This window comes from Palaeococcus sp. (in: euryarchaeotes) (genome assembly GCF_053987695.1).
Genome location: NZ_JBMXHE010000111.1, coordinates 1 through 19,647, shown reverse-complemented (window position 1 = coordinate 19,647; position 19,647 = coordinate 1). Strand labels below are relative to the sequence as shown.

The following is a 19,647-nucleotide window of genomic DNA, read 5'->3' as shown; positions in this document are numbered from 1 at the left end:
GCATGGAAGGAATATACATGGAGTTTAGGGAGCAGTGAATGGACAAAAACAGTGGCAAAGGGGAAATTCTGGGTGGATTATGGAAATAAAATCCTCAGTGTTATCGATCTATCTTACGAAAATCATGAGTTTGGAGTCATTAAGTGTTCTTTCAGCTCTCATACTACAGGGGTTGGGACAGTTGAAGCCGGAGTTTATGCAGACGCCAGTTATATGTTCTGGGACTTCATATCTCCGGTTGCAGACCACTGGAATTCCCACCCAAGGTGTTTGTGGATGCATGGACAGTTGTTGATGACGATGCATGGGGCACTAAATGGGTCGGTCTCCTAACATGCTGATTCTCCGAAATGGATAAATACTCCAGCATATATTCTTCTTTGGTGATTTAATTGACCGGAAAATGGAAGGAAAAACTCGGACTCGTTCATATTTACACCGGTAATGGAAAGGGAAAAACTACTGCTGCTTTTGGATTGGCTTTAAGGATGCTCGGCTCAGGAGGTAAGGTTATCATAATCCAGTTTATGAAGGCTCCGAATGTTTATGGAGAGCAGATAAAAGGGGAAGAATGCGGCATAAGGGTGGAATCCTATGGTTTACCGAAGTTTGTACATGGAAAACCAGAACCTGATGATATTGAGGCTGCAAAAAAAGCTCTTGGGAGATCTAGGGAAGTCGTTTCAAGCGGTGATTGGGATTTAGTGATTCTAGATGAAATATGCGTTGCCTTGGGCTTTGGTATGCTGGACGTGGAGGAAGTAAAGGAGCTTATAAGAAGCAAAGCCGCCAACACAGAACTCGTTCTAACGGGTCGTTACTGTCCGGAAGAACTTTTTAAGATGGCAGATTATATAACGGAGATGCGGGAGATCAAGCACCCTTATCAGAGAGGCGTTCTTGCAAGGAAGGGCGTGGAGTTTTAGAAGGGTGTTCTTATGGTAATCTCATGGAGGTGACACCCGGGTTTTAGGGCAAACCTTTTTACCCCTTCATCTACAATAGTTTTGGTGTTGCCAATGAGGAAGATTGAGCGAACCCTTGTTATAATTAAGCCCGATGCTGTTGTTAGAGGATTGATAGGAGAAATAATAAGCCGCTTTGAAAAGAGGGGGCTTAGAATCGTTGGAATGAAGATGATCCACATTGATAGGGAGCTTGCTGAAAGGCACTATGAGGAGCATAAGGGAAAACACTTCTTTGAGCCTCTGATAGATTACATAACCAAAGCCCCAAGCGTCGTTATGGTCGTTGAAGGGCGCTACGCAATAAGCGTCGTCAGAAAGATGTGCGGTGCCACCGACCCGAAAGACGCGGAACCCGGAAGCATCAGGGGCGATTATGGCCTTGACGTAGGAGATGCGATTTATAACGTAATCCACGCATCTGACAGCCCGGAGACCGCAGAGCGTGAAATTGCACTCTATTTCAAAGAGGAAGAACTTCATGAGTACTGCAAAGCTGCTGACTGGTTCTACCACTCCCACTGGCACAGGGATGAGGGGGAATTCCTAGACTCCACGAGATGTTTGGAGTGATTTTTCCTCTTAATTTTTATCTTGGGAGGGTGCTGCTGGGATAACTGTGGCGTCGCATTCTGAAGCCAACTCTCAGCTGCTGTGAACTTGTCGTGTGGCTGTCTTTTGTTCCGGCGAAAGATGAAACACCCAACCCCTTCTTTTTCTAACAGAGACAGAAACCCTGACAGTACCCTTAAAAAAAGCCAAACTTTTAAAAATCCAGCACTTTAGTTAAGCTTAGTTAGGATCATGGAGAGTGATATTATGAAAAAGATTAGACAGCCGATTATAGCGGTTCTCGGTCACGTGGATCACGGAAAGACCACGCTACTTGACAGAATCCGTAAAACAAATGTTGCGGGCAAAGAAGCGGGAGGAATAACCCAGCACATCGGAGCCACGGAAGTCCCGATTGGAGTTGTTAAGGAGATAGCGGGCCCCCTTTTAAGCCTCTGGAAAGGTGAGATTAAGCTTCCGGGCCTTCTCTTTATAGACACTCCTGGACACGAGGCGTTCACGAGCCTTAGGGCGAGAGGAGGTAGCCTAGCCGATTTAGCAATTTTGATCATCGATGTAAATGAGGGCTTCCAACCCCAGACTCTCGAGAGCATAGAGATACTCAAGAAATATAAAACACCCTTCATAGTTGCGGCTAACAAAATTGACAGGATTAAAGGATGGAAAGTTAAGGAAAATGAGGCTTTCCTCTTAAATTTCAAAAAGCAGGATCAGAGAGCTCAGCAGGAGCTTGAGACAAAGCTATGGGAGGTCATAGGGAAGTTCTATGAGCTGGGTTTTCAGGCAAACCGCTTTGACAGGGTGCAGGACTTCACAAAGGAGCTAGCTATAGTGCCAATTTCCGCCAAGTATGGCATTGGTGTTGCGGAGCTCTTGGTTTTGATTGCAGGGTTATCTCAAAAATATCTGGAGCAGAAGCTTAAGATCGAGGTTGAGGGTCCCGCAAGGGGCACAATCCTAGAAGTTAGAGAAGAACTGGGCCTGGGAACAACCATAGATGTTATAATTTACGATGGAACCCTTAAGAAGGATGACACGATTGTGGTGGGGGGAAAGGATAGAGCCATCGTTACGAAGATAAGGGCACTTCTGAAACCCAAGCCCCTAGATGAGATCAGAGACCCAAGGTTCAGGTTTGATCATGTGGAAGAAGTTGCTGCGGCATCGGGTATTAAGATTGCAGCACCCGATTTGGATGGTGCTCTGGCAGGTTCCCCCATAATTGCGGCTAGAAGCGAAGAGGAGATCGAAAAGGCTAAAGAGGAAATCCTGAGTCAGATAGAGCGTATAAAAATTGAGAGCGGCGAAATAGGTGTTATAGTCAAGGCAGATACCTTAGGAAGCCTTGAAGCCTTAAGCAAAGAGCTTCAGGAGAAAGATATCCCCATAAGAAAGGCGGATGTTGGAGATATAAACAAAACAGATGTCATGGAAGCACTGAGTATAAAGGACGAGAACGAGTATCTTGGGGTAATCTTCGGCTTCAACGTCAAAATTAATGAGGATGCCAGAGAGGTTGCTGAAGCCAAGGAAATCCCAATCTTCGTGGGAAATGTAATCTACAAGGTGATTGAGGATTACGAGAGATGGCATGGAGAAAAAGAGGAGGAGAAGAAGAGGGAGCTGCTGGCACAGACGAAGTTCCCAGGAGTTATAAGACTCTTTGCGGATGAGCGCTATATTTTTAGGAGAAGTCATCCTGCAATAGTGGGCATAGAGGTTCTGGAAGGTCGTATAAAACCGGGATATCCTCTAATAAAGCAGAACGGCGAGAGAATTGGAATCATTAAGTCAATAAAATCCAAGAGTGATTTCATAGGTGAAGCTAAGAAAGGGGATCAGGTGGCGGTTGCCATAGAGGGCCCGATGGTCGGAAGGCACATACATCCGGGGGAGATCCTTTATGTTGATATTTCAAGGGATGAGGTCATAAGACTCGTGAAGGAATTAAGAAGCGAGCTGGATGAGACTGATGTTAGGGCTCTTAAGGAAACAGCCAAGGTTAAGAAACAGAAAGATCCCTTCTGGGCAACCCTTTAGTTTTAATTCTTTTTGGTGATCCCATGAGTAGAAAAAATTTTTTGAGAAGGAAGGAGCAGAGGGAAAAGAAGGAAATTGCAAGGGAGAGGATTGAGATACTCTTCACCTTGGCGGAGCGGGTGTTTCCATATGATAACTCCCTGGCTAACCGTTATGTGGCGATCGCCCTAGGAGTGCAGCAAAAAGCCAAGGTTAAAATGCCAAGAAAGTGGAAGCGTCGTTACTGTAAAAAATGTCATTCCTTCCTAGTACCGGGAGTTAATGCTCGAGTGCGGCTTAGAGAGGGGCACGTGGTTGTTAAATGCCTTGAATGCGGGCACATCATGAGGTATCCATACCTGAGGGAGAAGAAAGCCAAGCGGAAAAGCTTTAAAAGCACCCAACATTTATAAACCTGTAGCTTCTCCAAGCATTGAGGTGTGTGAGATGGATAGATTGCCAGGTAAAGTGAAGCGAGCTTTAAGGGCTAAATATTATGATATCCAGCCTAAGGCGTGGATTGGAAAGAAGGGCTTTGATGAGGGTGCGATAAATGAGGTGAGCACCCAGCTCAAGAAAGATGGTGTGGTAAAGGTTGAGATTAGAAAGGGCGCTCTCATCAGCACTGAGATGAAGAGGGAGGAGATTGCCCAAAAGGTTGCCGAACTCACGGACAGTGAGGTTATTGACGTCCGGGGCAAAAGGTTTATATTGTTCCGTCCTAGAGAAGGTTGGGAAAAGTATTTAAGGAGACTCAAGTTTAAGGAAATCTCAAAGGAGAGACGGGAAGAAAAGCCCGTGGATAAAGTCAGGCTCGATATCGCTCAATTTAGGAAAAAATTCAAAAAAGGGAGGGAGTGAAAGATGGCTACGGTTTATGACGTTCCTGGTGATTTGCTCGTTGAGAGGGCTGCACAGAAGTTGAAGGAAGTTGAGGCCATTAAGCCACCCGAGTGGGCACCATTCGTTAAGACAGGAATCCACAAAGAGCGCTTGCCCGAACAGGACGATTGGTGGTACTACAGAGTTGCTTCAATATTCAGAAAAATATACATAGATGGCCCCGTTGGAATTGAGAGGTTGAGAACATGGTACGGTGGAAGGAAGAATAGAGGACACGCTCCTGAGCACTTCTACAAGGCAAGCGGAAGCATAATAAGAAAAGCACTACAGCAGCTTGAAGGTGCAGGATTCATTAAAAAAATTCCCGGTGAAGGGAGGATTGCAACTCCAGAAGGGCAGAGGTTCCTTGATAAGGTCGCCACCGAGCTCAAGAAGGAGCTTGAAGAGGTTATTCCCGAGCTTAAGAAGTACTGAGCCTTTTGCCTTCTTTCTGACTTATCCCTCTGGAGTTCTTTGTGTACAAGGTTCGTTTTTAATGTGTCTACCAACAATATTACAGAGAGGGAAGAATAATAGGTATTCATCAAGCATGTAAAGGTAAGACTTTTAACCATATCCTTCAAACTATCCTTCAGTTAAAAAGAGGTGATGGGTATGGCAGAGGATATCGAGGAAATTAGGAAGAAAAAGCTTCTTGAACTCCAAAGACGCTTAGCGGAGCAGCAGGCAGCACAAGAAGAACAAGCAAGACAGCAGGCTGAAATGGAAGCTCAAATTCAAGCAATATTAAGAAAAATACTTGAACCAGAGGCGAGAGAAAGACTCTCTAGGGTTAAACTCGTGAGGCCCGAACTTGCGCAGCAGGTTGAGTTAATTTTAATTCAGCTGTATCAAGCCGGGCAGATAAGGGAGCGTATAGATGATGCAAGGCTAAAGAGAATTCTGGCTCAGATAGATGCGAGGACAAGAAGAGAGTTTAGAATCAAGTGGTGATCATGAGGGTTTTCCACCTTTACAGCGGCGGAAAGGATTCCTCTCTTTCAGCTTATATTTTAAATCGCCTTAACTATGATGTTAGGCTTGTAACGGTGAATTTTGGGGTTCTGAATTCATGGCGCTACGCTAAAGAAACTGCTGAAAGATTGGGCTTTAAGCATGAGGTGGTTTTTTTAGAGGAGACAATTCTGGAGAAAGCCATGGAAATGTGCATTAAGGATGGACACCCGAACAATGCCATCCAGTTCATCCATGAGAAGGCTTTGGAGGAAATTGCAAAACGCGAAAATGTTGAAAGAATAAGCGATGGCACAAGGAGAGATGATAGGGTTCCCTTTCTTGATCAGAGAAAGACGCGCTCGCTCGAAGACCGCTTTAACGTTCAATACATAAGACCTCTTCTTGGCCTGGGCTACAAAACAATTAGGGAGCTTACGGAAAAGCTCTTCATTGTGGAGGTTAAGGAGAGCGAGGAGCTTGAAAAGAGTGACTATGAGGTTGAACTCAGGCATCTTTTGAGAGAAAAAGGTATTGACCCGCTGACCATCTTTCCAAAACGCCACTACCAGTCGAGGGTCTTGGGGTGGAAGCTGGAGGCATCATTTTAACTATCTTTATGATACTGCCAGAAAAACTATTCAGGAATAATCAGAAAGATGTCAGAATAAGGGGTTAACGTAAGGGGCACGAGAGAACGCTGAAAAATAATCAGAACAATGCCCCTCGAGAGAAAGGTTTTTAACCTAAACCCTTTGAATGTGAATGGAAGCAAAGTTTAAATAAGCTCGGACTAAATTGTGCCCTAGATACTTTTCACGTTCACAAGTGAAGGAGGGATTTAGCATGGCGAGATATAAACCGCTTGCAAAGAAGCTTAGGCTTGCAAAAGCTGGTAAGCAGAATAGAAGGATTCCCGTCTGGGTAATCGTCAAAACAAACAGGAAGGTTATGAGCCACCCCAAGAGGAGATACTGGAGGAGGACAAAGCTTAAGGAGTGATGAGCTATGGCGGAGGAGAAGGTTTATACAGTCCCCATTAAGAAGATCAAAAAGATTGTCCCGAGATGGAAGAGAGCTCCAAGGGCAGTCAAGTTCGTTAAGGAATTCGTAGTGAGGCATACAAAGGCTCAGGAGGTTATAATCGGACAGGATGTAAATGAGAAGATCTGGGAGCGCGGCATTGAGAAGCCTCCGAGCAAGCTCAGGATCAAAGTAACCCTCGAAGAGAGGGAAGGTGAAGAGGGCAAGATCAAGGTTGCCGAAGTTCACCTCGCCTGATTTTAAATTTTCTTTGTGAGGGGAGATAATGCATATAGAAAGGCTTGATTTTGAAAATTCACCATACCTCGGAGTGTTTGGGTTAGTCACGGATAGGATAGCTCTTATTAGGGAAGGACTTCCAGGGAATAAGCTTGAAATCCTGGAGGAAGTTTTGAACGTTCCTTTAATTGAGACGAGCATTATGAAGTCTCGTATAATAGGGCTTCTGAGTGCAGGAAACTCCAAAGCAATTTTGACAACCTACTATGCTTGGGACCGTGAGCTGGAGTCGATTAGGAACTCCCTAAAGGAACTCGACATAGACATGCGCGTGGAGCCCATCATGACCTCACACACCGCACTCGGAAATTTAATACTAACAAATGACACTGCAGCTCTAGTCAGTCCAAAGTTCTCTAGGGAAGAAGTTAAGGTTATTGAGGATGTTCTCGATGTTGAAGTCGAGAGGGGCCTTATAGGAGAGTATCACGCTGTTGGAAGTGTGGGTGTAGTTACGAATAAAGGGGGGCTTGTGCACCCAGATGCGACTGAGGATGAACTTGAATGGCTTGAAGACCTTTTCAAAGTTGAAGTTTATGTTGGAACCGCCAATATGGGAGTACCCTTTGTCGGCTCATGCATGCTGGCAAACTCAAAGGGTGTTGTCGTCGGGTCTCTGACTACGGGGCCCGAGATAGTCAAGATTGAAGAAGCACTTGGATTTTTGAGGTGAGAGGGATGGAAGTCAAGGTCTTTAGGATTAAGGGAGCTTTTGAAAAGAACGGAAAGAGGGAAGAGTTCACAAAGGAGTACAGGGGAGTAAGGGCAGAGGATGTCAAGGAGCTTGTGTACTCGGTAATCGGGAGCAAGCACGGCGTTAAAAGGAACAAGGTATGGATCGAGAGCGTCGAAGAGATAAAGCCAGAGGAAGCGGAAGATCCCATAGTTAGAAAGCTCAGCCTCTAGCTCTCTTTTATTTTCCCGTTTTGGGGTGTTTGGTTTTATAGGGTGCATAGTGTTTGGTTTTACATAAAACCCTTCTTAAAAATTAAAAATCTTTAAAAGTGCTCCTTCTTAATTGAACTGGGTGATGGATATGGGTGAGGAAGCACTTCAAAAGTTGGCTTATGAATATCAGCTTCTGCAGGCTCAGGCTCAACTTCTAAGTCAGAATCTTGAGCTATTGACCCTTGGGATGAATGAATTCAGTGCAGTCAAGGACACATTGGAAGAGCTTAAAAAGGTTGAGGAGGAAAATCCCGAGATACTGGTTCCCATAGGTGCGGGCTCATTCCTGAAGGGCAAAATTATGGACAAAAGGAGTGCTATAGTCAGCATTGGCGCCGGTTATGCCATGGAGAAGAGCATTGACGATGCAATAGCATACCTGAACGAAAGAATAAAGGAGTATGAGGATGCTATAAGGAAGACCCAGGAGTCACTTCAAAAAATCGAGCGCAAACTTCAGGATTTGGCAGTTCAAGCCCAAAAACTCCAAAGAGAGCAGGCAATGCAGTTCAAAGCCCCCAAGAAGTGATCATTTGATTTGAATCGCTTTGAAATTACGGATTTTCCTATATTTTACATCTACTTTGAAATCGGCTTCGTCTTTTAATTCCCTTTTAATTCCCAATTCAATGCAGAATCTTAGCTTGAAGCTTCCATGTCCATCCACCGCTTTTTTGATGCCCATTGTCTCCAGAAGCTTCCGGGGTTCTAGAAGCATGGGGTGGGTGATTATGAGAAGAGGTTCGGTTAGAGATGTGTGGCTGAACTCCATGATCCTCTTTGTTTCCAGTATGCATCTCTCAACCCTCTCATCGTTCGCTCCAATGATTTCCACCTTGGCTCTTTTGGCTTTTCTAAATTCCAGGGCCTGTATGTATCCTTTGAAGCAGTTCTCCCCCGGCTCCACTATGAGTTCTGCAAAATCTTCATCTCCTATGATCCTCAGGCTCCTCTTTGAGAACTTGAATTCATAACTTGGAAAAGTGTACAGCAGTAAAACATTTTTAAAATGTCCCTCTTTTATCCTGAAGCCCGGAAGTTTGACTTTACCCTCTCCCTTTTCGTTCAGGATTATCCTGAACGGTCTGGGGATTATTCTCGCCCTCTCTCCCTCAAAGCTCTCTTCGGGCGTGAAGCTCTTTGAAACCATGTATCTAAAGCCCCTTCCTCCGAGACGCCAGCTCGCCCTTAGATTGAGAAATCCCCTCTCGATTTTCAAGGGCACTAATTATTTCGTCCCCAACTATCTTCAACCCGTTTGAGATGGCTTCAACCTTCTTCAAGTTCTTCCATTTAATGTACCAGATCAGTGCCATCATGAAAACAGGAATCCCAATGGCAACTGCAATTATCACGAATCCACCATTCATTGGTGCCCTCCCACAGCATGGATTTAAAATTTCATCATCTTATACCAATCTATGGTTTTCAAAAGCCCCTCTTCAAGTGTGTACTTGGGCTCAAAGCCGAGCCTTTTAATTTCCTCTATATCCGCCTGGCTGTGCCTTATGTCCCCCGGTCTCGGCTTGTCGAAGAATATGGGGCTCTCAGATCCTGCGGCATCTATTATCTTTAGGGCAAGCTCCAGAATTGTCGTCCTTTCGCCCCGGGCAACGTTGAAAATCCTCCCGTTTGCCCTCTCCTTCTCCGCAGCCAATACGTTTGCCATAACAACATCCCTAACATATATGAAATCCCTGGTCTGCTTTCCATCTCCGTAGATAATTAGAGGTTCTCCTCTAAGGGCCCTGTTGATGAAGATGCTTATGACTCCTGCATATTGGTTGTATCCCTGCCTCTCGCCGAAGACATTGAAGTACCTCAGGCAGACACTTGGAACTCCGTAGAGTTCGTAAAAAACCCTGCAGTAATATTCACCGGAAACTTTTGTTATTCCGTAGGGCGATAAGGGCTTGGGCTTTTCACTTTCTCTTAGGGGCAGGCTCTTATTGTCCCCATAAACCGCCGCGGAGGAGGCAAAGATGAGCTTTCCATTCCCCTCGGCTAGAGCCCTCAGAATGTTGAGCGTCCCGAGCACGTTTATTTCCTCCGTGAGCATGGGATTCTCCACGCTTTCGACGACGCTTACTAGGGCAGCCTCATGAAAGACATAATCGGCCTGGGAGATTACATCGGCAATGCTCTCATAGTCCCTGATGTCCGCCCTAATGAACTCAACTCCTTCGGGAATGTTCTCCTCCCTTCCGGTATACAGGTTATCTATTATCACAACTTCATTACTCCTTCCAAGCTCCTCGGCTATGTGGGAACCTATGAAACCCGCTCCACCGGTGACCACTACAAGCTTGTTCTTCATGGTGCATCAAAAAAAGTATGACGGAGGGTTTAAATCAATTTTCATGGCACTCAGGATAACAGGACACCAATAATACGCTGCTGCAGTATTACCCTCACCTTACTAACTCTCACAGTATGAATAAACAAAAAGAGAGGTCAGGGCTTTATGGGAGGTCTGAATTTGTAGCCATAGAGTATCAATCCATCCTCTTCGAACTCCCTTATCTTCCTCGTAACCATCTCGACTTCCATTCCAAAGTCTATCTGGTTTTCATCGACATCCGTGAGCTGTGCCAGCACTATGGGACCTTCTTCAAGCTCTATTAGAGCCAAAGGATACGGCCTGAAGTACTCAAATCCGCTGGGTGGGTTTCTAACTATCGTCCAGCTCAAAACCTTTCCTTTTCCGCTCAATTGAACATCTTCCATCTCTCTGCTTCCGCATTTAGGGCAAACCTGCCTCGGAGGGAAGTAGATTTCCCCGCATTCCTTGCATTTGGTCCCAACCATGCGGTATTTCTCCTTAAAATGCCTCCAATAACGGGCAACCTGCATAGGTCTCCCCATTTCAGACCCTCCTTAAAATGTTGATTGTTATGTTCGAACCCGTTCCGCCTATGTTCTGGGTCAAAGCGACCTCCGGGTCGGGTACTTGGTTTGGAGCTTCCTCTCTAAGCTGCCACACCGCTTCTATTGTTTGATACACTCCCGTTGCACCTACGGGATGTCCCCTTGATTTCAATCCTCCGAGGGTTTGTATTGGGTAATCTCCATCAATAGCTATTTGACCTTCAACAGCAAGCTGGGCTCCTTTTCCTTTTTCTGCAGCTCCTATAGCTTCAAGGCTCAATGCAGCCATTATAGTAAATGCATCGTGAATCTCAAAGAGGTCTATATCTTTCACGGTGATTCCAGCCATCTTATAAGCCCTCTCCGCCGCAACCTTTGCAGCCTTTAGTGTGAGGAGATCCTCCCTGTTTGCAAGGTTTATGGTATCAATCGCCCTTCCAATTCCGGCAACTTCTACCATCTTTGCCTTGTCCACAAATTCTCTGGCTTTCTCTTCTGTGGTTATTATCACCGCAGCCGCTCCATCACATACCGGAGAAGCATCAAAGAGCTTTATTGGGTCCGCTATGTAGGGGCTCTTTAAGACAGTCTCAAGCTTGATCGGCCTCTTAAACATTGCATAGGGATTCTTTGCACCATTTGCGTGTGCGTTGACAGAGAAATGGGCTAAGTCTTCCTCTGTGTATCCATATTCCTTCATGTAATAGCGCATTACGAGCGCGTTTAATGCCACGAAGCTTGCTCCATGGAATAGCTCGTACTCTCCATCCGCTGCATAGCCGAGGTATCTTGTGGCATCGGTTGCCCATGCATCCGTCATCTTTTCCACTCCAATAACGGCTACGACATCTTCCAAGCCACTCATAACGGCTTTTACACCTTCTTGAACAGCCGCCCCACCGCTTGCACATGCAGCCTCGATTTTAACGGCGGGTATGTTTCCCAAGCCTGCAAAATCAGCTATTAAAGCCCCGAGGTTTTCCTGCTCTATGAATGAGCCTGAAGCCATATTTCCAACATAAAGGGAGTCAACCCTGTCAACTCCGGCATCCTCCATGGCGTTGAGCAAAGCTTCAACGGCCATATCCCTCAAGCTCGTCCTCCAGTGCTCTCCAACAGGGACGGCACCAACACCTATGATAACGGCTTTCCTCATTTTAATCACCTCATAAAATGTATTTGCTCCTGTGCTTTGCATATAAAGCGTAATCTATGTACTTCTTTCTGTTCACGTAATCCATGGTCTTTGGAGCTAGATCGCGCTTTTCCTCGATAGCATCTTGAACCACGAGGGAGAAAGCATCGCTTCCGGCTCCGCTTCCAAAGCTAACCCAGAGAATCCTGTCTCCCGGCTTCGCAATGTCCAAAACTGCGCTGATTCCCACCAAAGTTGCACCGCTGTACGTGTTCCCTATTATCCCGCTTAGCAGTCCGGGAAGGACCTTCTCCTTTGGAATGCCCAAAATCTTGGCAACTGTAAGCGGGAATTTAACGTTTGGCTGGTGGAACACGGCATAATCAAAATCGCTTGGAGAATAGTTGAGTTCTTCCATCAAGCCTTTGGCGGCGCTTATTATCTGATGGAAGTAAGCGGGTTCTCCTGTAAATCTATTTCCGTGTCTTGGATAATGTTCGTGCTGTCTCCTCCAGAAGTCAGGTGTGTCCGTTACATATGAATAGCTCCCTTCAAAATAAGCCAGCGTTTCACTATCCTTCTCTCCCACTATGTAAGCGGCTCCACCTGCGGAAGCCGTAAATTCCAGATGATCCCCGGGTCTTCCTTGAGAAGTATCGGCTCCTATTGCCATTGCATACTTAGCCATTCCGCTTCCAACAAACCCTATGCTTGCTTGGAGTGCCTCTGTTCCTGCCTTACATGCGAACTCAAAATCCGCTGCGTCCAAATCCGGTGTGGCGCCTATAGCCTCTGCGATCACAGTCGCACTTGGCTTCACGGCATAGGGCTTTGATTCGGTTCCAAACCATAGAGCTCTAATCTCCTTGGGGTCTATTTGAGCCCTCTTTAGGGCATTCCTTGCAGCCTCAATTCCTATGGTTATGGCATCCTCATCCAGATTGTTTACGGATTTTTCCTGGATTGGAAAGCTGTTAACTCCCCAAACCCTTCCAATTTCCTCTGCTTTTATGCGGTACATGGGCACGTAGGCTCCATAACCAACAATACCAACTTCTTTATTTGGTTTCAGCAGTTTTTCCATCGGCATCACCTTGTTAGTTCATAAGAGTTAAATTTCAAACGTTCCTTGATGGATAAAGCGGGTTATTATAAAAGCCTTTCGGTGAAAGTAAAAGGAGAATTCGTCGATTAACGATAGAAAGGGCTAAAAACCTTGTTCACAAATATCCATTGGTGAACATTTATGAAGTATGAGATTTTGCATAGACCGAGCTTTAGTTTGGTTGAAGTTGAACTTGAGGATGGGGAAACCGTGCAGGCAGAAGCCGGAGCAATGGTACACATGAGCCCCAACATAAAGCTTGAAACAAAGGCCAAAGGGGGAATTTTTGGAGCATTAAAAAGATCGATGCTTGCCGGTGAAAGCTTCTTTATAAACAAATTCAGGGCTGAAGGTGGAAGAGGTGTTGTGGGATTTGCACCCCCATACATGGGAGATATAGAAGTCTTTGAGCTTGATGGGACATTATATGCTCAGAGTGGTGCATTTCTCGCCAGCTCTGAAAATGTGGACATAAATACAAAATGGGGTGGAGCTAAGACCTTCTTCGGAAGGGAGGGACTTTTCTTGCTCAAGATGACGGGAAGAGGGACAGTATTCCTCTCGAGTTTTGGTGCGGTTTATAAGAAGGAGCTTCATAACGAGAGATTTATAATAGATACAGGGCATCTAGTTGCATTCAGTGAAGGACTTGACTTTAAAATCAAACGTGTTGGAGGGCTAAAGAGTACACTCTTCAGCGGGGAAGGGTTGGTAGCAGAATTCTATGGTACGGGAACACTTTACATACAAACAAGGAGCCTGGACAGCTTTTTAAGCTGGATTATCCCCTATTTGCCCAAAGGAGATTGATTCTCCTTTTAAATTAATTTAAAAGGAAGAGAAATGAACTCATGGTTTTCTGACAACGATTAGAGCGTGGTCCTTTTCGTAGGGTTCAAGGGATATGCGCTCGACTATTTCGAAATATTCTCCTAGCTCCTTCTCCACTTCATTGAAAACCTGCTCCGGAGGTTTTGTAACATCGATGCTCCTGCTCTTGATGGAGATCATGCCATAGCCACCGCTCTTTAGATATGCCTTTGCATTATCCACCAGGATTTTTGCCTGTGTTGGCTGGGCAACATCCTCAAATATAACATCCACCTTGCTCACAAGTGCCCTGTATTCTTCAGGCTTTGTAGCATCTCCAAGTATTGGAATTATGTTCTTTCTCTCATAGACCAAGGGTACGAGCTCCCTGAGAACGCGAGGAGAGAATTCCACACCGAATATCATCCCATCCCATCCAACGATGTCGCTAACGTGCGAAGCTGTGGTTCCGCTCGCAATTCCCAAGTAGAGTATCCTCTTTCCGGGTTTTATTGGAAAGTTCTTCAGTCCCTTCAATATTGCAGCTCCAAGCTTTGAGCGTCTTGGATTCCAGATTCTGTATTCCTCCTTGTTCCAGTTTATAACCCGCTCACCGTAAACTTTCTGTCCCGGAACGAGGTTCTTTGTGGCTATCCTTTCGGTTCCATCATCCTCAATCACGACATAGACACCGGGGAATTTGTGCTTTTTAACGTTCATCTAATTCACCCCCTCTCCTTCTTTTTCTTCTTTTTCCTGCTCTTCTTCTTTTCTTTCCCTTTGAATTTCTTCCCTTTCTCCTTCTTGCTCTTGAACTTCCTGCCTTTTTTCTCCTTCTTTGGCTTTGGTTTTTCCTTGCGTTTTGGTGGGTTTGGATACTTCTCCTTAATCTCCTTTATTCTTGCTTCAATCTCATTTCTAAGCTCCTCTGCAATATATTCACCCGAGAAGTAGTCCACTCTTGCGGCGATAGCCAATTTTCCTGCTAAGGCTCTAGCTATTTTTCCGCGCTGCCACCATGGTGAGCGATTTACATCAGGATACTGATAGAGTATGCCGTGTTTCGGGGGTTTTGCTCCACTTCTCAAATGTCTAAAAAGAGCTTTTTCTGCACCCAGGACCTGTATCGTCGATGCAGGCATTATTGCAAGCTCCTTCAATCCTCCTGCCAGGCTTATCAAGCGTGCCCCAAGCTTTGCCCCCACAATAGCCTTCACGTTTGGTGCCACATCGTCCATAGCCATCTCTATGTAATCCTCAATTTCCTCTCTAAGCTTGTATAACCTGTCTATCTCTTCGGCAAGATCGCGAATTGCTCTTATATCCTTCTCATCCATCCATGCTCCCATTGATTTCTCAGCAGCTTCCAATATCCTCTTAAATTTCTCCTCGCTGAATCTGAGCTCTTCCATGCTTGTCTCGCTTAGGTTATCCCGTCTACCGATGAGCTTAACGAATGTTACGAACTGCTGGTGTTTTGGCAGCAGTTCATCTAGCTCGGGGAAGTGAAGGGTGTACCACTCTCTCAAACGCGCAACCAAGAGATTTATGACCTTGTCAATATCATCGAGTGCTTCTATTGCCTGGATTACCATTTTATCTCTTGCACCACTCTGCTCTTGAATACCGAGCCTTGTGAGTGCCACACCAACTTCGAAGTACTTCTCGAACCATTCATCTCCCAAGAACTCACGTGGGTTCTTCCTTAGAGTCTCTCCCGCAGGATTTGGAAATTTATAATCGGTATTTATCCCGGTTTCGGCTTTAACTTTTCTAGCCAGTTCTTGATGCTCAAAAATGAGCTCATTAAAACCCTTTTTCATGAGTTCTTCTGCAAGATTTATAAGTTCTTCCACGGGTTTTCCCTTGAGGAGCTTCTCCAAACTCTTCTCTGGAGCCTCAAACTCTCTCTTTGCAATGAGGTTTCCCTGCTCATCAAAGGCATAAATCCCCTGAACGTTTTCGCTTATGTATGCTTTCATAAACATCACCTTCTCATTTTTCGCTAAAGAAATATAAAAGGGTTGGCTTTTAAAGGTTGCATGCTGTTAAGGTGTGTTAAATTTCTGAGACTACGAGATGAGTGAGCAATTCTTAAATATTCCTTTAATAGATGGGGTGAAGTGGGAAAGCTCAAAATCAAAGAGGCGTTTGTTCTGACGTTCGCTCAAGACGTTTACAGGGGAAAAGAGGCAAAGAACGGGAAAGGAGTGATTGCATACCTTCTCAATCTACGGGACAGTGAGGAAGGAAAACACCTTGAGGCACTTCTTTAATCCTCCCAGGGCTCCGTGTACCTAAGAGCCCATCCAAACTCCTCTTTTAAGATATCTATCGATGCATAGGGCGGTATAACTCCTTTCTCGGTTATTATAACATCCACATATTCCGGTGGTGTCACATCGAATGCAGGGTTCTTAACAATTATATTTTTTGGCCATGTTTTGAGTTCTTCCTTCGGGACGACTTCATATGGATCCCTCTCTTCTATCTCCACGAGTTGTCCCAAAAGAGTTTCGGGATGGAATTTATAGGTCTCCGCCGCAGTCATGACCCAGACTCTATGCTCCTTAGCCGTTAGGGCAATTAACGCCGTTCCTATCTTGTTTATAACGGCACCGTTGGCGGTGATGGAATCGGCTCCCATAACGACCTTATCGGTCATCTTCATATAATGTCTCGCGGCTCCATCTACCACATATATAACGGGGATTCCGGCTTCAGCGAGCTGTTTGGCCGTAATCTTTCCCTGATAACGGGGCCTTGTCTCAGTTACAATCACCTTTATGTCTTTTCCCTGCTCCCAAGCCTTCTTCATAACTCCAATCGCTGCCGTTGAATGACAGTGCGTCATTATAATATCCCCATCCTCAATTCTCTTGGCTCCAAATTCTGCTATTTTTCTCTTAGCATTCTCTGAATTGTGAATAAATTCTTTGGCGGAGTTTATGGTGATGAATTTAAGGTGCTCGAGGTCAGCTCCGGTTTGATAGGCAAGCTTCACCCTGTGCATTACATACCTCAGAGCGTTGGGTAATGAAACCGCAGTCGGTCTTGTATGATACAAAATCCTCGATACCTCCTTCATTTCTCCCCAAAATTCATCTTCACTCTTTGCTTTGCTCTTCTCTGCCTGCAACTGCAGTGCCAAAGCTGCTGAGCGTGCTATCTTTCCCGCTCCGCGGATTTCCATGGTTTTTATCTTCTCAGCTATTTCCAAAACTTCTCTAATCAGCACTTCGCATACCTCCTTTTTTCGTATCTTTTAATTTTGTTTTTAGGTTTTATATACTTCACTGTGTCTGGCCATTTTTAAACATTGGTGAACTCATATAAACGTTGGTGTACTTAAAATATTGACAATGGATATCTTTACAAATAATAACCCCATTTACGACCAATGCCGAAAGCTTTATATTTAATTGCCACGAAGTTTCAAATGTATAAAATTATGCCCGTGTTCAAACTTGTTCAATTAGGGGGTAATTGCGATGGAAGAAAGATTGAAGGGAAAATTGGAAGCTCCAACTCTAAATTATGAGGAATATTTCTCCCAAAAAGCTCTTGGAATGAAAGCTTCGGAAATTAGGGAATTGTTAAAGCTCGTTGAAAGCTCGGAGATTATTTCTCTAGCTGGTGGTCTCCCAAATCCAGAGACTTTCCCCAAAGATATCATAACAGAACTTGCCAAAAAGGCAGTGCAGGAGCATGGAGACGCCGCCCTCCAGTATGGAACTACGAAGGGATACACACCTCTTAGACTCGAAATTGCGGAGATGCTCAGAAAGAGATACGATATTCCCATTTCAAAAGTAGATATCATGATAACGAGCGGTTCTCAGCAGGGTCTGGATTTAGTAGGAAGGGTCTTCATAGATCCGGGAGACATGATAGTCGTTGAGGCTCCCACGTACCTAGCTGCGATTCAATCCTTCAAATACTATGAACCCCAGTTTATCCAGATCCCTCTGGACGATGAGGGAATGCGTGTTGATCTTCTAGAAGAAAAACTCAGGGAACTCAAGGCACAAGGAAAGAAGATAAAGTTCGTTTACACAATACCAACATTCCAGAATCCCGGTGGAGTTACGATGAGCATCGAGAGAAGGAAAAGGCTTCTAGAGCTCGCTAGCGAATATGACTTCTTGATTATTGAGGATGGTCCCTACAATGAGCTCAGATACAGAGGAGAGGACGTCCCGCCGATTAAAGCTCTTGACACCGAGGGGAGGGTTCTCTATTTGGGTACGTTCTCAAAGATACTTGCTCCAGGATTCAGGGTCGCATGGGTAGCCGGAGAACCCCACTTCATAAGGAAGCTCGAAATAGCTAAGCAAGGAATAGACCTATGTACGAACGTTATAAGCCAGGTTATAGCAATGGAGTACATGAAAGGAGGATATCTGGATGAGCAGATTCCGAAGATCAGAGCTTTCTATAAACCCAAGCTTGAGATAATGCTCAGAGCACTCGAAGAGTACATGCCGGAAGGAGTTAAATGGACCAAACCCGAGGGCGGAATGTTCGTATGGGTCACCCTGCCGGAGGGAATCGACACAAAGGCGATGTTCGAGAAGGCAGTTTCAAGGGGAGTGGCTTACGTTCCTGGTGAAGCCTTCTTCGCCGACAGAAGCGTGAAGAACACAATGCGTCTCAACTTCACATATGTAGACGACGAGAAGATTGTTGAGGGTATAAAGAGGCTTGCAGAGGTCATAAAAGAAGAACTGAAAGCCTGATCTCTCTTTTTTTATTCTATGTGAAGGTCATTATCAAATCCCCCTTTTCTCAGGTAGCCTATCCTGTTTAGCATGCCTTTTTTATATTCATAGATTAAGGGTACTCCCGTCGGTATGTTCAGCTTTAGAACCTGCTCTTTCGTCAACCCTTCGATGTGCATAACAATGGAGCGCAGGCTGTTTCCATGGGCACTCACCAGAACATTTTTGCCTTTTTCAAGCTCAGGCATAATTTTCCCCTTAAAATAAGGGACAGTCCTTGCTGCCGTGTCTTTTAGACTCTCCCCACCGGGCGGTGCTATGTCATAGCTTCTTCTCCACAGAAGAACCTGCTCCTTTCCGTAAACTTTCCTCGCATAGTCTTTGTTCCATCCCTGAAGCCTTCCATAGTAGCGCTCATTCAGATGCCAGCTTTTATAAACGGGTATATATTTTTTCCCATGTTCCCCGTAAACAATACCCCATTCTTTCATTCTGCCGTCATTGTGGACTATCTTTGGAACTCCCGAGTTGTTTTTACTCATAACGAGCATGACAGTTTGAATTGCCCTAACGAGCTCGGATGTGAATATAACATCGAATTTGTAATCTTTTAAAAGGTCTCCCGCATTTAATGCCTCCTCTATCCCCCTGTCACTCAGGGGCACATCGATCCATCCCGTGAAGAGATTCATCTTATTCCACAGGCTCTCACCGTGCCTTACCAAAACGAGTCTGCTCATTAGGTTCACCTAATAAAATTAAAAGGGAGAATTTAAAAAGTTATGGTCACACAATCCATACTGTCAGGATAATCTTGGGGTGTAGTTTTGGTCTCTTTTGCATTATCATAACCACCCCAACGATATCACACAACATCCTTTCTGGACTTTGCCCTTCCCTTCTTAAATCTCTCTTGGATTTCCTCGTAATACTTTATGATATCTTCGTCCACGCTCGGTCCCACTTTCTTCAGCGCCACTTCGAAATCTTCCTTTGTAACCTCTATCTTATCTCTGAGTTCCTCGATTTTCATTCCTGCCTTTATCAATCCCCCTTTGATGCCCCTTCTCATCGCAGTCATGGCAGCTTCCCTAACAAGTGCCTCTATGTCAGCTCCGGTATATCCTTTTGTCTTCCTTGCAAGCTCTTCTAGGCTAACGTTCTTTGCTAGCGGTACTCTTCTTGTGTGGACTTTGAGAATTTCCAACCTGGCTTTTTCATCAGGCGCAGGAACAAGAATCAACCTATCAAACCTACCAGGCCTCAACAAAGCAGGATCCAAAATATCAGGCCTATTAGTCGCAGCAACAACCACAACCCCACTATTCTCCTCAATACCATCCA

General features: G+C 45.1%; 28 protein-coding genes. 17 read left to right on the top strand and 11 right to left on the bottom strand.

From position 1 onward, the window contains the following. The 14 genes from ACXJGZ_RS08660 to pfdA form a co-directional block, all read left to right on the top strand. A partial coding sequence (locus ACXJGZ_RS08660; protein WP_456399065.1) for a hypothetical protein occupies positions 1-333 on the top strand: 333 nt, incomplete at its 5' end. Positions 334-392: 59 nt separating this feature from the next. After that, the gene (cobO, locus tag ACXJGZ_RS08655; RefSeq protein ID WP_456320909.1) at positions 393-926 is read left to right on the top strand and encodes a cob(I)yrinic acid a,c-diamide adenosyltransferase; all 534 of its coding nucleotides are present in this window, start codon (positions 393-395) and stop codon (positions 924-926) included. Between the two features lie 93 nt (positions 927-1,019). After that, positions 1,020-1,538 carry a nucleoside-diphosphate kinase gene (gene ndk, locus ACXJGZ_RS08650; protein ID WP_293254979.1) on the top strand — a complete coding sequence of 173 codons (519 nt, stop codon included), beginning with the start codon at positions 1,020-1,022 and terminating at the stop codon, positions 1,536-1,538. Between the two features lie 246 nt (positions 1,539-1,784). Then, a complete protein-coding gene (gene infB / locus ACXJGZ_RS08645; RefSeq protein ID WP_456320910.1) occupies positions 1,785-3,578 on the top strand; it encodes a translation initiation factor IF-2 in 1,794 nt (597 codons plus the stop codon). Positions 3,579-3,601: 23 nt separating this feature from the next. Beyond that, positions 3,602-3,970, top strand: a complete 369-nt coding sequence (locus tag ACXJGZ_RS08640; protein ID WP_456399064.1) for a ribonuclease P protein component 4 — start codon at positions 3,602-3,604, stop codon at positions 3,968-3,970. A gap of 34 nt (positions 3,971-4,004) precedes the next feature. After that, positions 4,005-4,418 (top strand): YhbY family RNA-binding protein, encoded by a 414-nt coding sequence (locus ACXJGZ_RS08635; protein ID WP_456320912.1) that lies wholly within the window; start codon positions 4,005-4,007, stop codon positions 4,416-4,418. Positions 4,419-4,421: 3 nt separating this feature from the next. Further along, a complete protein-coding gene (locus ACXJGZ_RS08630) occupies positions 4,422-4,874 on the top strand; it encodes a 30S ribosomal protein S19e (RefSeq protein ID WP_456320913.1) in 453 nt (150 codons plus the stop codon). 180 nt (positions 4,875-5,054) lie between these two features. Continuing rightward, entirely contained in the window at positions 5,055-5,393 is a 339-nt protein-coding gene (locus tag ACXJGZ_RS08625; protein ID WP_293254982.1) for a DNA-binding protein, read from the top strand. 2 nt (positions 5,394-5,395) lie between these two features. Further along, a complete protein-coding gene (locus ACXJGZ_RS08620) occupies positions 5,396-6,004 on the top strand; it encodes a DUF7411 family protein (RefSeq protein ID WP_456399063.1) in 609 nt (202 codons plus the stop codon). A gap of 235 nt (positions 6,005-6,239) precedes the next feature. Beyond that, entirely contained in the window at positions 6,240-6,395 is a 156-nt protein-coding gene (locus tag ACXJGZ_RS08615) for a 50S ribosomal protein L39e (RefSeq protein WP_048164922.1), read from the top strand. A 6-nt stretch (positions 6,396-6,401) separates the two neighbouring features. Further along, positions 6,402-6,674 (top strand): 50S ribosomal protein L31e, encoded by a 273-nt coding sequence (locus ACXJGZ_RS08610; protein WP_456320916.1) that lies wholly within the window; start codon positions 6,402-6,404, stop codon positions 6,672-6,674. A 28-nt stretch (positions 6,675-6,702) separates the two neighbouring features. Next, positions 6,703-7,389: a translation initiation factor IF-6 gene (locus ACXJGZ_RS08605; protein WP_456320917.1), complete on the top strand. Its 687-nt coding sequence runs from the start codon at positions 6,703-6,705 to the stop codon at positions 7,387-7,389. 5 nt (positions 7,390-7,394) lie between these two features. Further along, positions 7,395-7,622 (top strand): 50S ribosomal protein L18Ae, encoded by a 228-nt coding sequence (rpl18a, locus tag ACXJGZ_RS08600; RefSeq protein ID WP_293254945.1) that lies wholly within the window; start codon positions 7,395-7,397, stop codon positions 7,620-7,622. Between the two features lie 130 nt (positions 7,623-7,752). Further along, on the top strand, positions 7,753-8,193 hold the full coding sequence (gene pfdA, locus ACXJGZ_RS08595; RefSeq protein WP_456399066.1) for a prefoldin subunit alpha: 441 nt from the start codon (positions 7,753-7,755) through the stop codon (positions 8,191-8,193). Here the strand turns inward: pfdA and ACXJGZ_RS08590 are convergent, their stop codons facing one another. The 6 genes from ACXJGZ_RS08590 to ACXJGZ_RS08565 form a co-directional block, all read right to left on the bottom strand. Further along, the gene (locus ACXJGZ_RS08590) at positions 8,194-8,889 is read right to left on the bottom strand and encodes a hypothetical protein (RefSeq protein WP_293257679.1); all 696 of its coding nucleotides are present in this window, start codon (positions 8,887-8,889) and stop codon (positions 8,194-8,196) included. It lies immediately after the preceding gene. After that, positions 8,819-9,034 (bottom strand): hypothetical protein, encoded by a 216-nt coding sequence (locus ACXJGZ_RS08585; RefSeq protein ID WP_456399062.1) that lies wholly within the window; start codon positions 9,032-9,034, stop codon positions 8,819-8,821. Before ACXJGZ_RS08585 ends, ACXJGZ_RS08590 begins: the two co-directional genes overlap by 71 nt. A 23-nt stretch (positions 9,035-9,057) precedes the next feature. After that, positions 9,058-9,981, bottom strand: coding sequence for an SDR family oxidoreductase (locus tag ACXJGZ_RS08580; protein ID WP_293257685.1), 924 nt, complete (start codon positions 9,979-9,981; stop codon positions 9,058-9,060). A 137-nt stretch (positions 9,982-10,118) separates the two neighbouring features. After that, the gene (locus ACXJGZ_RS08575) at positions 10,119-10,529 is read right to left on the bottom strand and encodes a Zn-ribbon domain-containing OB-fold protein (RefSeq protein WP_456326237.1); all 411 of its coding nucleotides are present in this window, start codon (positions 10,527-10,529) and stop codon (positions 10,119-10,121) included. 1 nt (position 10,530) lies between these two features. Beyond that, the gene (locus ACXJGZ_RS08570; protein WP_456320920.1) at positions 10,531-11,688 is read right to left on the bottom strand and encodes a thiolase family protein; all 1,158 of its coding nucleotides are present in this window, start codon (positions 11,686-11,688) and stop codon (positions 10,531-10,533) included. A gap of 10 nt (positions 11,689-11,698) precedes the next feature. Then, entirely contained in the window at positions 11,699-12,751 is a 1,053-nt protein-coding gene (locus ACXJGZ_RS08565) for a hydroxymethylglutaryl-CoA synthase (protein ID WP_456320929.1), read from the bottom strand. Positions 12,752-12,913: 162 nt separating this feature from the next. Between ACXJGZ_RS08565 and ACXJGZ_RS08560 the strand changes: the two genes are divergently transcribed. Beyond that, entirely contained in the window at positions 12,914-13,582 is a 669-nt protein-coding gene (locus ACXJGZ_RS08560) for a TIGR00266 family protein (protein ID WP_456320921.1), read from the top strand. 39 nt (positions 13,583-13,621) lie between these two features. On the opposite strand, the gene ACXJGZ_RS08555 is transcribed toward ACXJGZ_RS08560, so the two are convergent. Both ACXJGZ_RS08555 and ACXJGZ_RS08550 read right to left on the bottom strand, forming a co-directional pair. Further along, the gene (locus ACXJGZ_RS08555) at positions 13,622-14,302 is read right to left on the bottom strand and encodes a fibrillarin-like rRNA/tRNA 2'-O-methyltransferase (protein ID WP_293257694.1); all 681 of its coding nucleotides are present in this window, start codon (positions 14,300-14,302) and stop codon (positions 13,622-13,624) included. Positions 14,303-14,307: 5 nt separating this feature from the next. Beyond that, positions 14,308-15,564, bottom strand: a complete 1,257-nt coding sequence (locus ACXJGZ_RS08550) for a C/D box methylation guide ribonucleoprotein complex aNOP56 subunit (protein ID WP_456326239.1) — start codon at positions 15,562-15,564, stop codon at positions 14,308-14,310. 141 nt (positions 15,565-15,705) lie between these two features. On the opposite strand from ACXJGZ_RS08550, the gene ACXJGZ_RS08545 reads away from it, so the two are divergent. Further along, positions 15,706-15,858, top strand: coding sequence for a hypothetical protein (locus ACXJGZ_RS08545; protein WP_456399061.1), 153 nt, complete (start codon positions 15,706-15,708; stop codon positions 15,856-15,858). Here ACXJGZ_RS08545 and ACXJGZ_RS08540 read toward each other — a convergent pair. Then, positions 15,855-16,820: a ribose 1,5-bisphosphate isomerase gene (locus ACXJGZ_RS08540; RefSeq protein WP_456320923.1), complete on the bottom strand. Its 966-nt coding sequence runs from the start codon at positions 16,818-16,820 to the stop codon at positions 15,855-15,857. The genes ACXJGZ_RS08545 and ACXJGZ_RS08540 overlap by 4 nt on opposite strands. 253 nt (positions 16,821-17,073) lie before the next feature. Here ACXJGZ_RS08540 and ACXJGZ_RS08535 point away from each other — a divergent pair, with 253 nt between their 5' ends. Then, complete coding sequence (locus ACXJGZ_RS08535; RefSeq protein ID WP_456320924.1) at positions 17,074-18,321, top strand: aminotransferase-like domain-containing protein; 1,248 nt, start codon at positions 17,074-17,076, stop codon at positions 18,319-18,321. Positions 18,322-18,332: 11 nt separating this feature from the next. On the opposite strand, the gene ACXJGZ_RS08530 is transcribed toward ACXJGZ_RS08535, so the two are convergent. Both ACXJGZ_RS08530 and ACXJGZ_RS08525 read right to left on the bottom strand, forming a co-directional pair. Beyond that, positions 18,333-19,043 (bottom strand): 2,3-bisphosphoglycerate-dependent phosphoglycerate mutase, encoded by a 711-nt coding sequence (locus tag ACXJGZ_RS08530; protein WP_456399060.1) that lies wholly within the window; start codon positions 19,041-19,043, stop codon positions 18,333-18,335. Positions 19,044-19,168: 125 nt separating this feature from the next. Beyond that, positions 19,169-19,647, bottom strand: a 479-nt coding sequence (locus ACXJGZ_RS08525) for an AAA family ATPase (protein ID WP_456399059.1), incomplete at its 5' end; no start/stop codon positions are given.

Coding starts and splice junctions, on each gene's coding strand:
- ndk (WP_293254979.1), top strand. CDS start 1,020: ATGAGGAAGATTGAGCGAACCCTTGTTATAATTAAGCCCGATGCTGTT.
- infB (WP_456320910.1), top strand. CDS start 1,785: ATGAAAAAGATTAGACAGCCGATTATAGCGGTTCTCGGTCACGTGGAT.
- ACXJGZ_RS08640 (WP_456399064.1), top strand. CDS start 3,602: ATGAGTAGAAAAAATTTTTTGAGAAGGAAGGAGCAGAGGGAAAAGAAG.
- ACXJGZ_RS08635 (WP_456320912.1), top strand. CDS start 4,005: ATGGATAGATTGCCAGGTAAAGTGAAGCGAGCTTTAAGGGCTAAATAT.
- ACXJGZ_RS08630 (WP_456320913.1), top strand. CDS start 4,422: ATGGCTACGGTTTATGACGTTCCTGGTGATTTGCTCGTTGAGAGGGCT.
- ACXJGZ_RS08625 (WP_293254982.1), top strand. CDS start 5,055: ATGGCAGAGGATATCGAGGAAATTAGGAAGAAAAAGCTTCTTGAACTC.
- ACXJGZ_RS08620 (WP_456399063.1), top strand. CDS start 5,396: ATGAGGGTTTTCCACCTTTACAGCGGCGGAAAGGATTCCTCTCTTTCA.
- ACXJGZ_RS08615 (WP_048164922.1), top strand. CDS start 6,240: ATGGCGAGATATAAACCGCTTGCAAAGAAGCTTAGGCTTGCAAAAGCT.
- ACXJGZ_RS08610 (WP_456320916.1), top strand. CDS start 6,402: ATGGCGGAGGAGAAGGTTTATACAGTCCCCATTAAGAAGATCAAAAAG.
- ACXJGZ_RS08605 (WP_456320917.1), top strand. CDS start 6,703: ATGCATATAGAAAGGCTTGATTTTGAAAATTCACCATACCTCGGAGTG.
- rpl18a (WP_293254945.1), top strand. CDS start 7,395: ATGGAAGTCAAGGTCTTTAGGATTAAGGGAGCTTTTGAAAAGAACGGA.
- pfdA (WP_456399066.1), top strand. CDS start 7,753: ATGGGTGAGGAAGCACTTCAAAAGTTGGCTTATGAATATCAGCTTCTG.
- ACXJGZ_RS08585 (WP_456399062.1), bottom strand. CDS start 9,034: ATGAATGGTGGATTCGTGATAATTGCAGTTGCCATTGGGATTCCTGTT.
- ACXJGZ_RS08580 (WP_293257685.1), bottom strand. CDS start 9,981: ATGAAGAACAAGCTTGTAGTGGTCACCGGTGGAGCGGGTTTCATAGGT.
- ACXJGZ_RS08575 (WP_456326237.1), bottom strand. CDS start 10,529: ATGGGGAGACCTATGCAGGTTGCCCGTTATTGGAGGCATTTTAAGGAG.
- ACXJGZ_RS08570 (WP_456320920.1), bottom strand. CDS start 11,688: ATGAGGAAAGCCGTTATCATAGGTGTTGGTGCCGTCCCTGTTGGAGAG.
- ACXJGZ_RS08565 (WP_456320929.1), bottom strand. CDS start 12,751: ATGGAAAAACTGCTGAAACCAAATAAAGAAGTTGGTATTGTTGGTTAT.
- ACXJGZ_RS08560 (WP_456320921.1), top strand. CDS start 12,914: ATGAAGTATGAGATTTTGCATAGACCGAGCTTTAGTTTGGTTGAAGTT.
- ACXJGZ_RS08555 (WP_293257694.1), bottom strand. CDS start 14,302: ATGAACGTTAAAAAGCACAAATTCCCCGGTGTCTATGTCGTGATTGAG.
- ACXJGZ_RS08550 (WP_456326239.1), bottom strand. CDS start 15,564: ATGAAAGCATACATAAGCGAAAACGTTCAGGGGATTTATGCCTTTGAT.
- ACXJGZ_RS08535 (WP_456320924.1), top strand. CDS start 17,074: ATGGAAGAAAGATTGAAGGGAAAATTGGAAGCTCCAACTCTAAATTAT.
- ACXJGZ_RS08530 (WP_456399060.1), bottom strand. CDS start 19,043: ATGAGCAGACTCGTTTTGGTAAGGCACGGTGAGAGCCTGTGGAATAAG.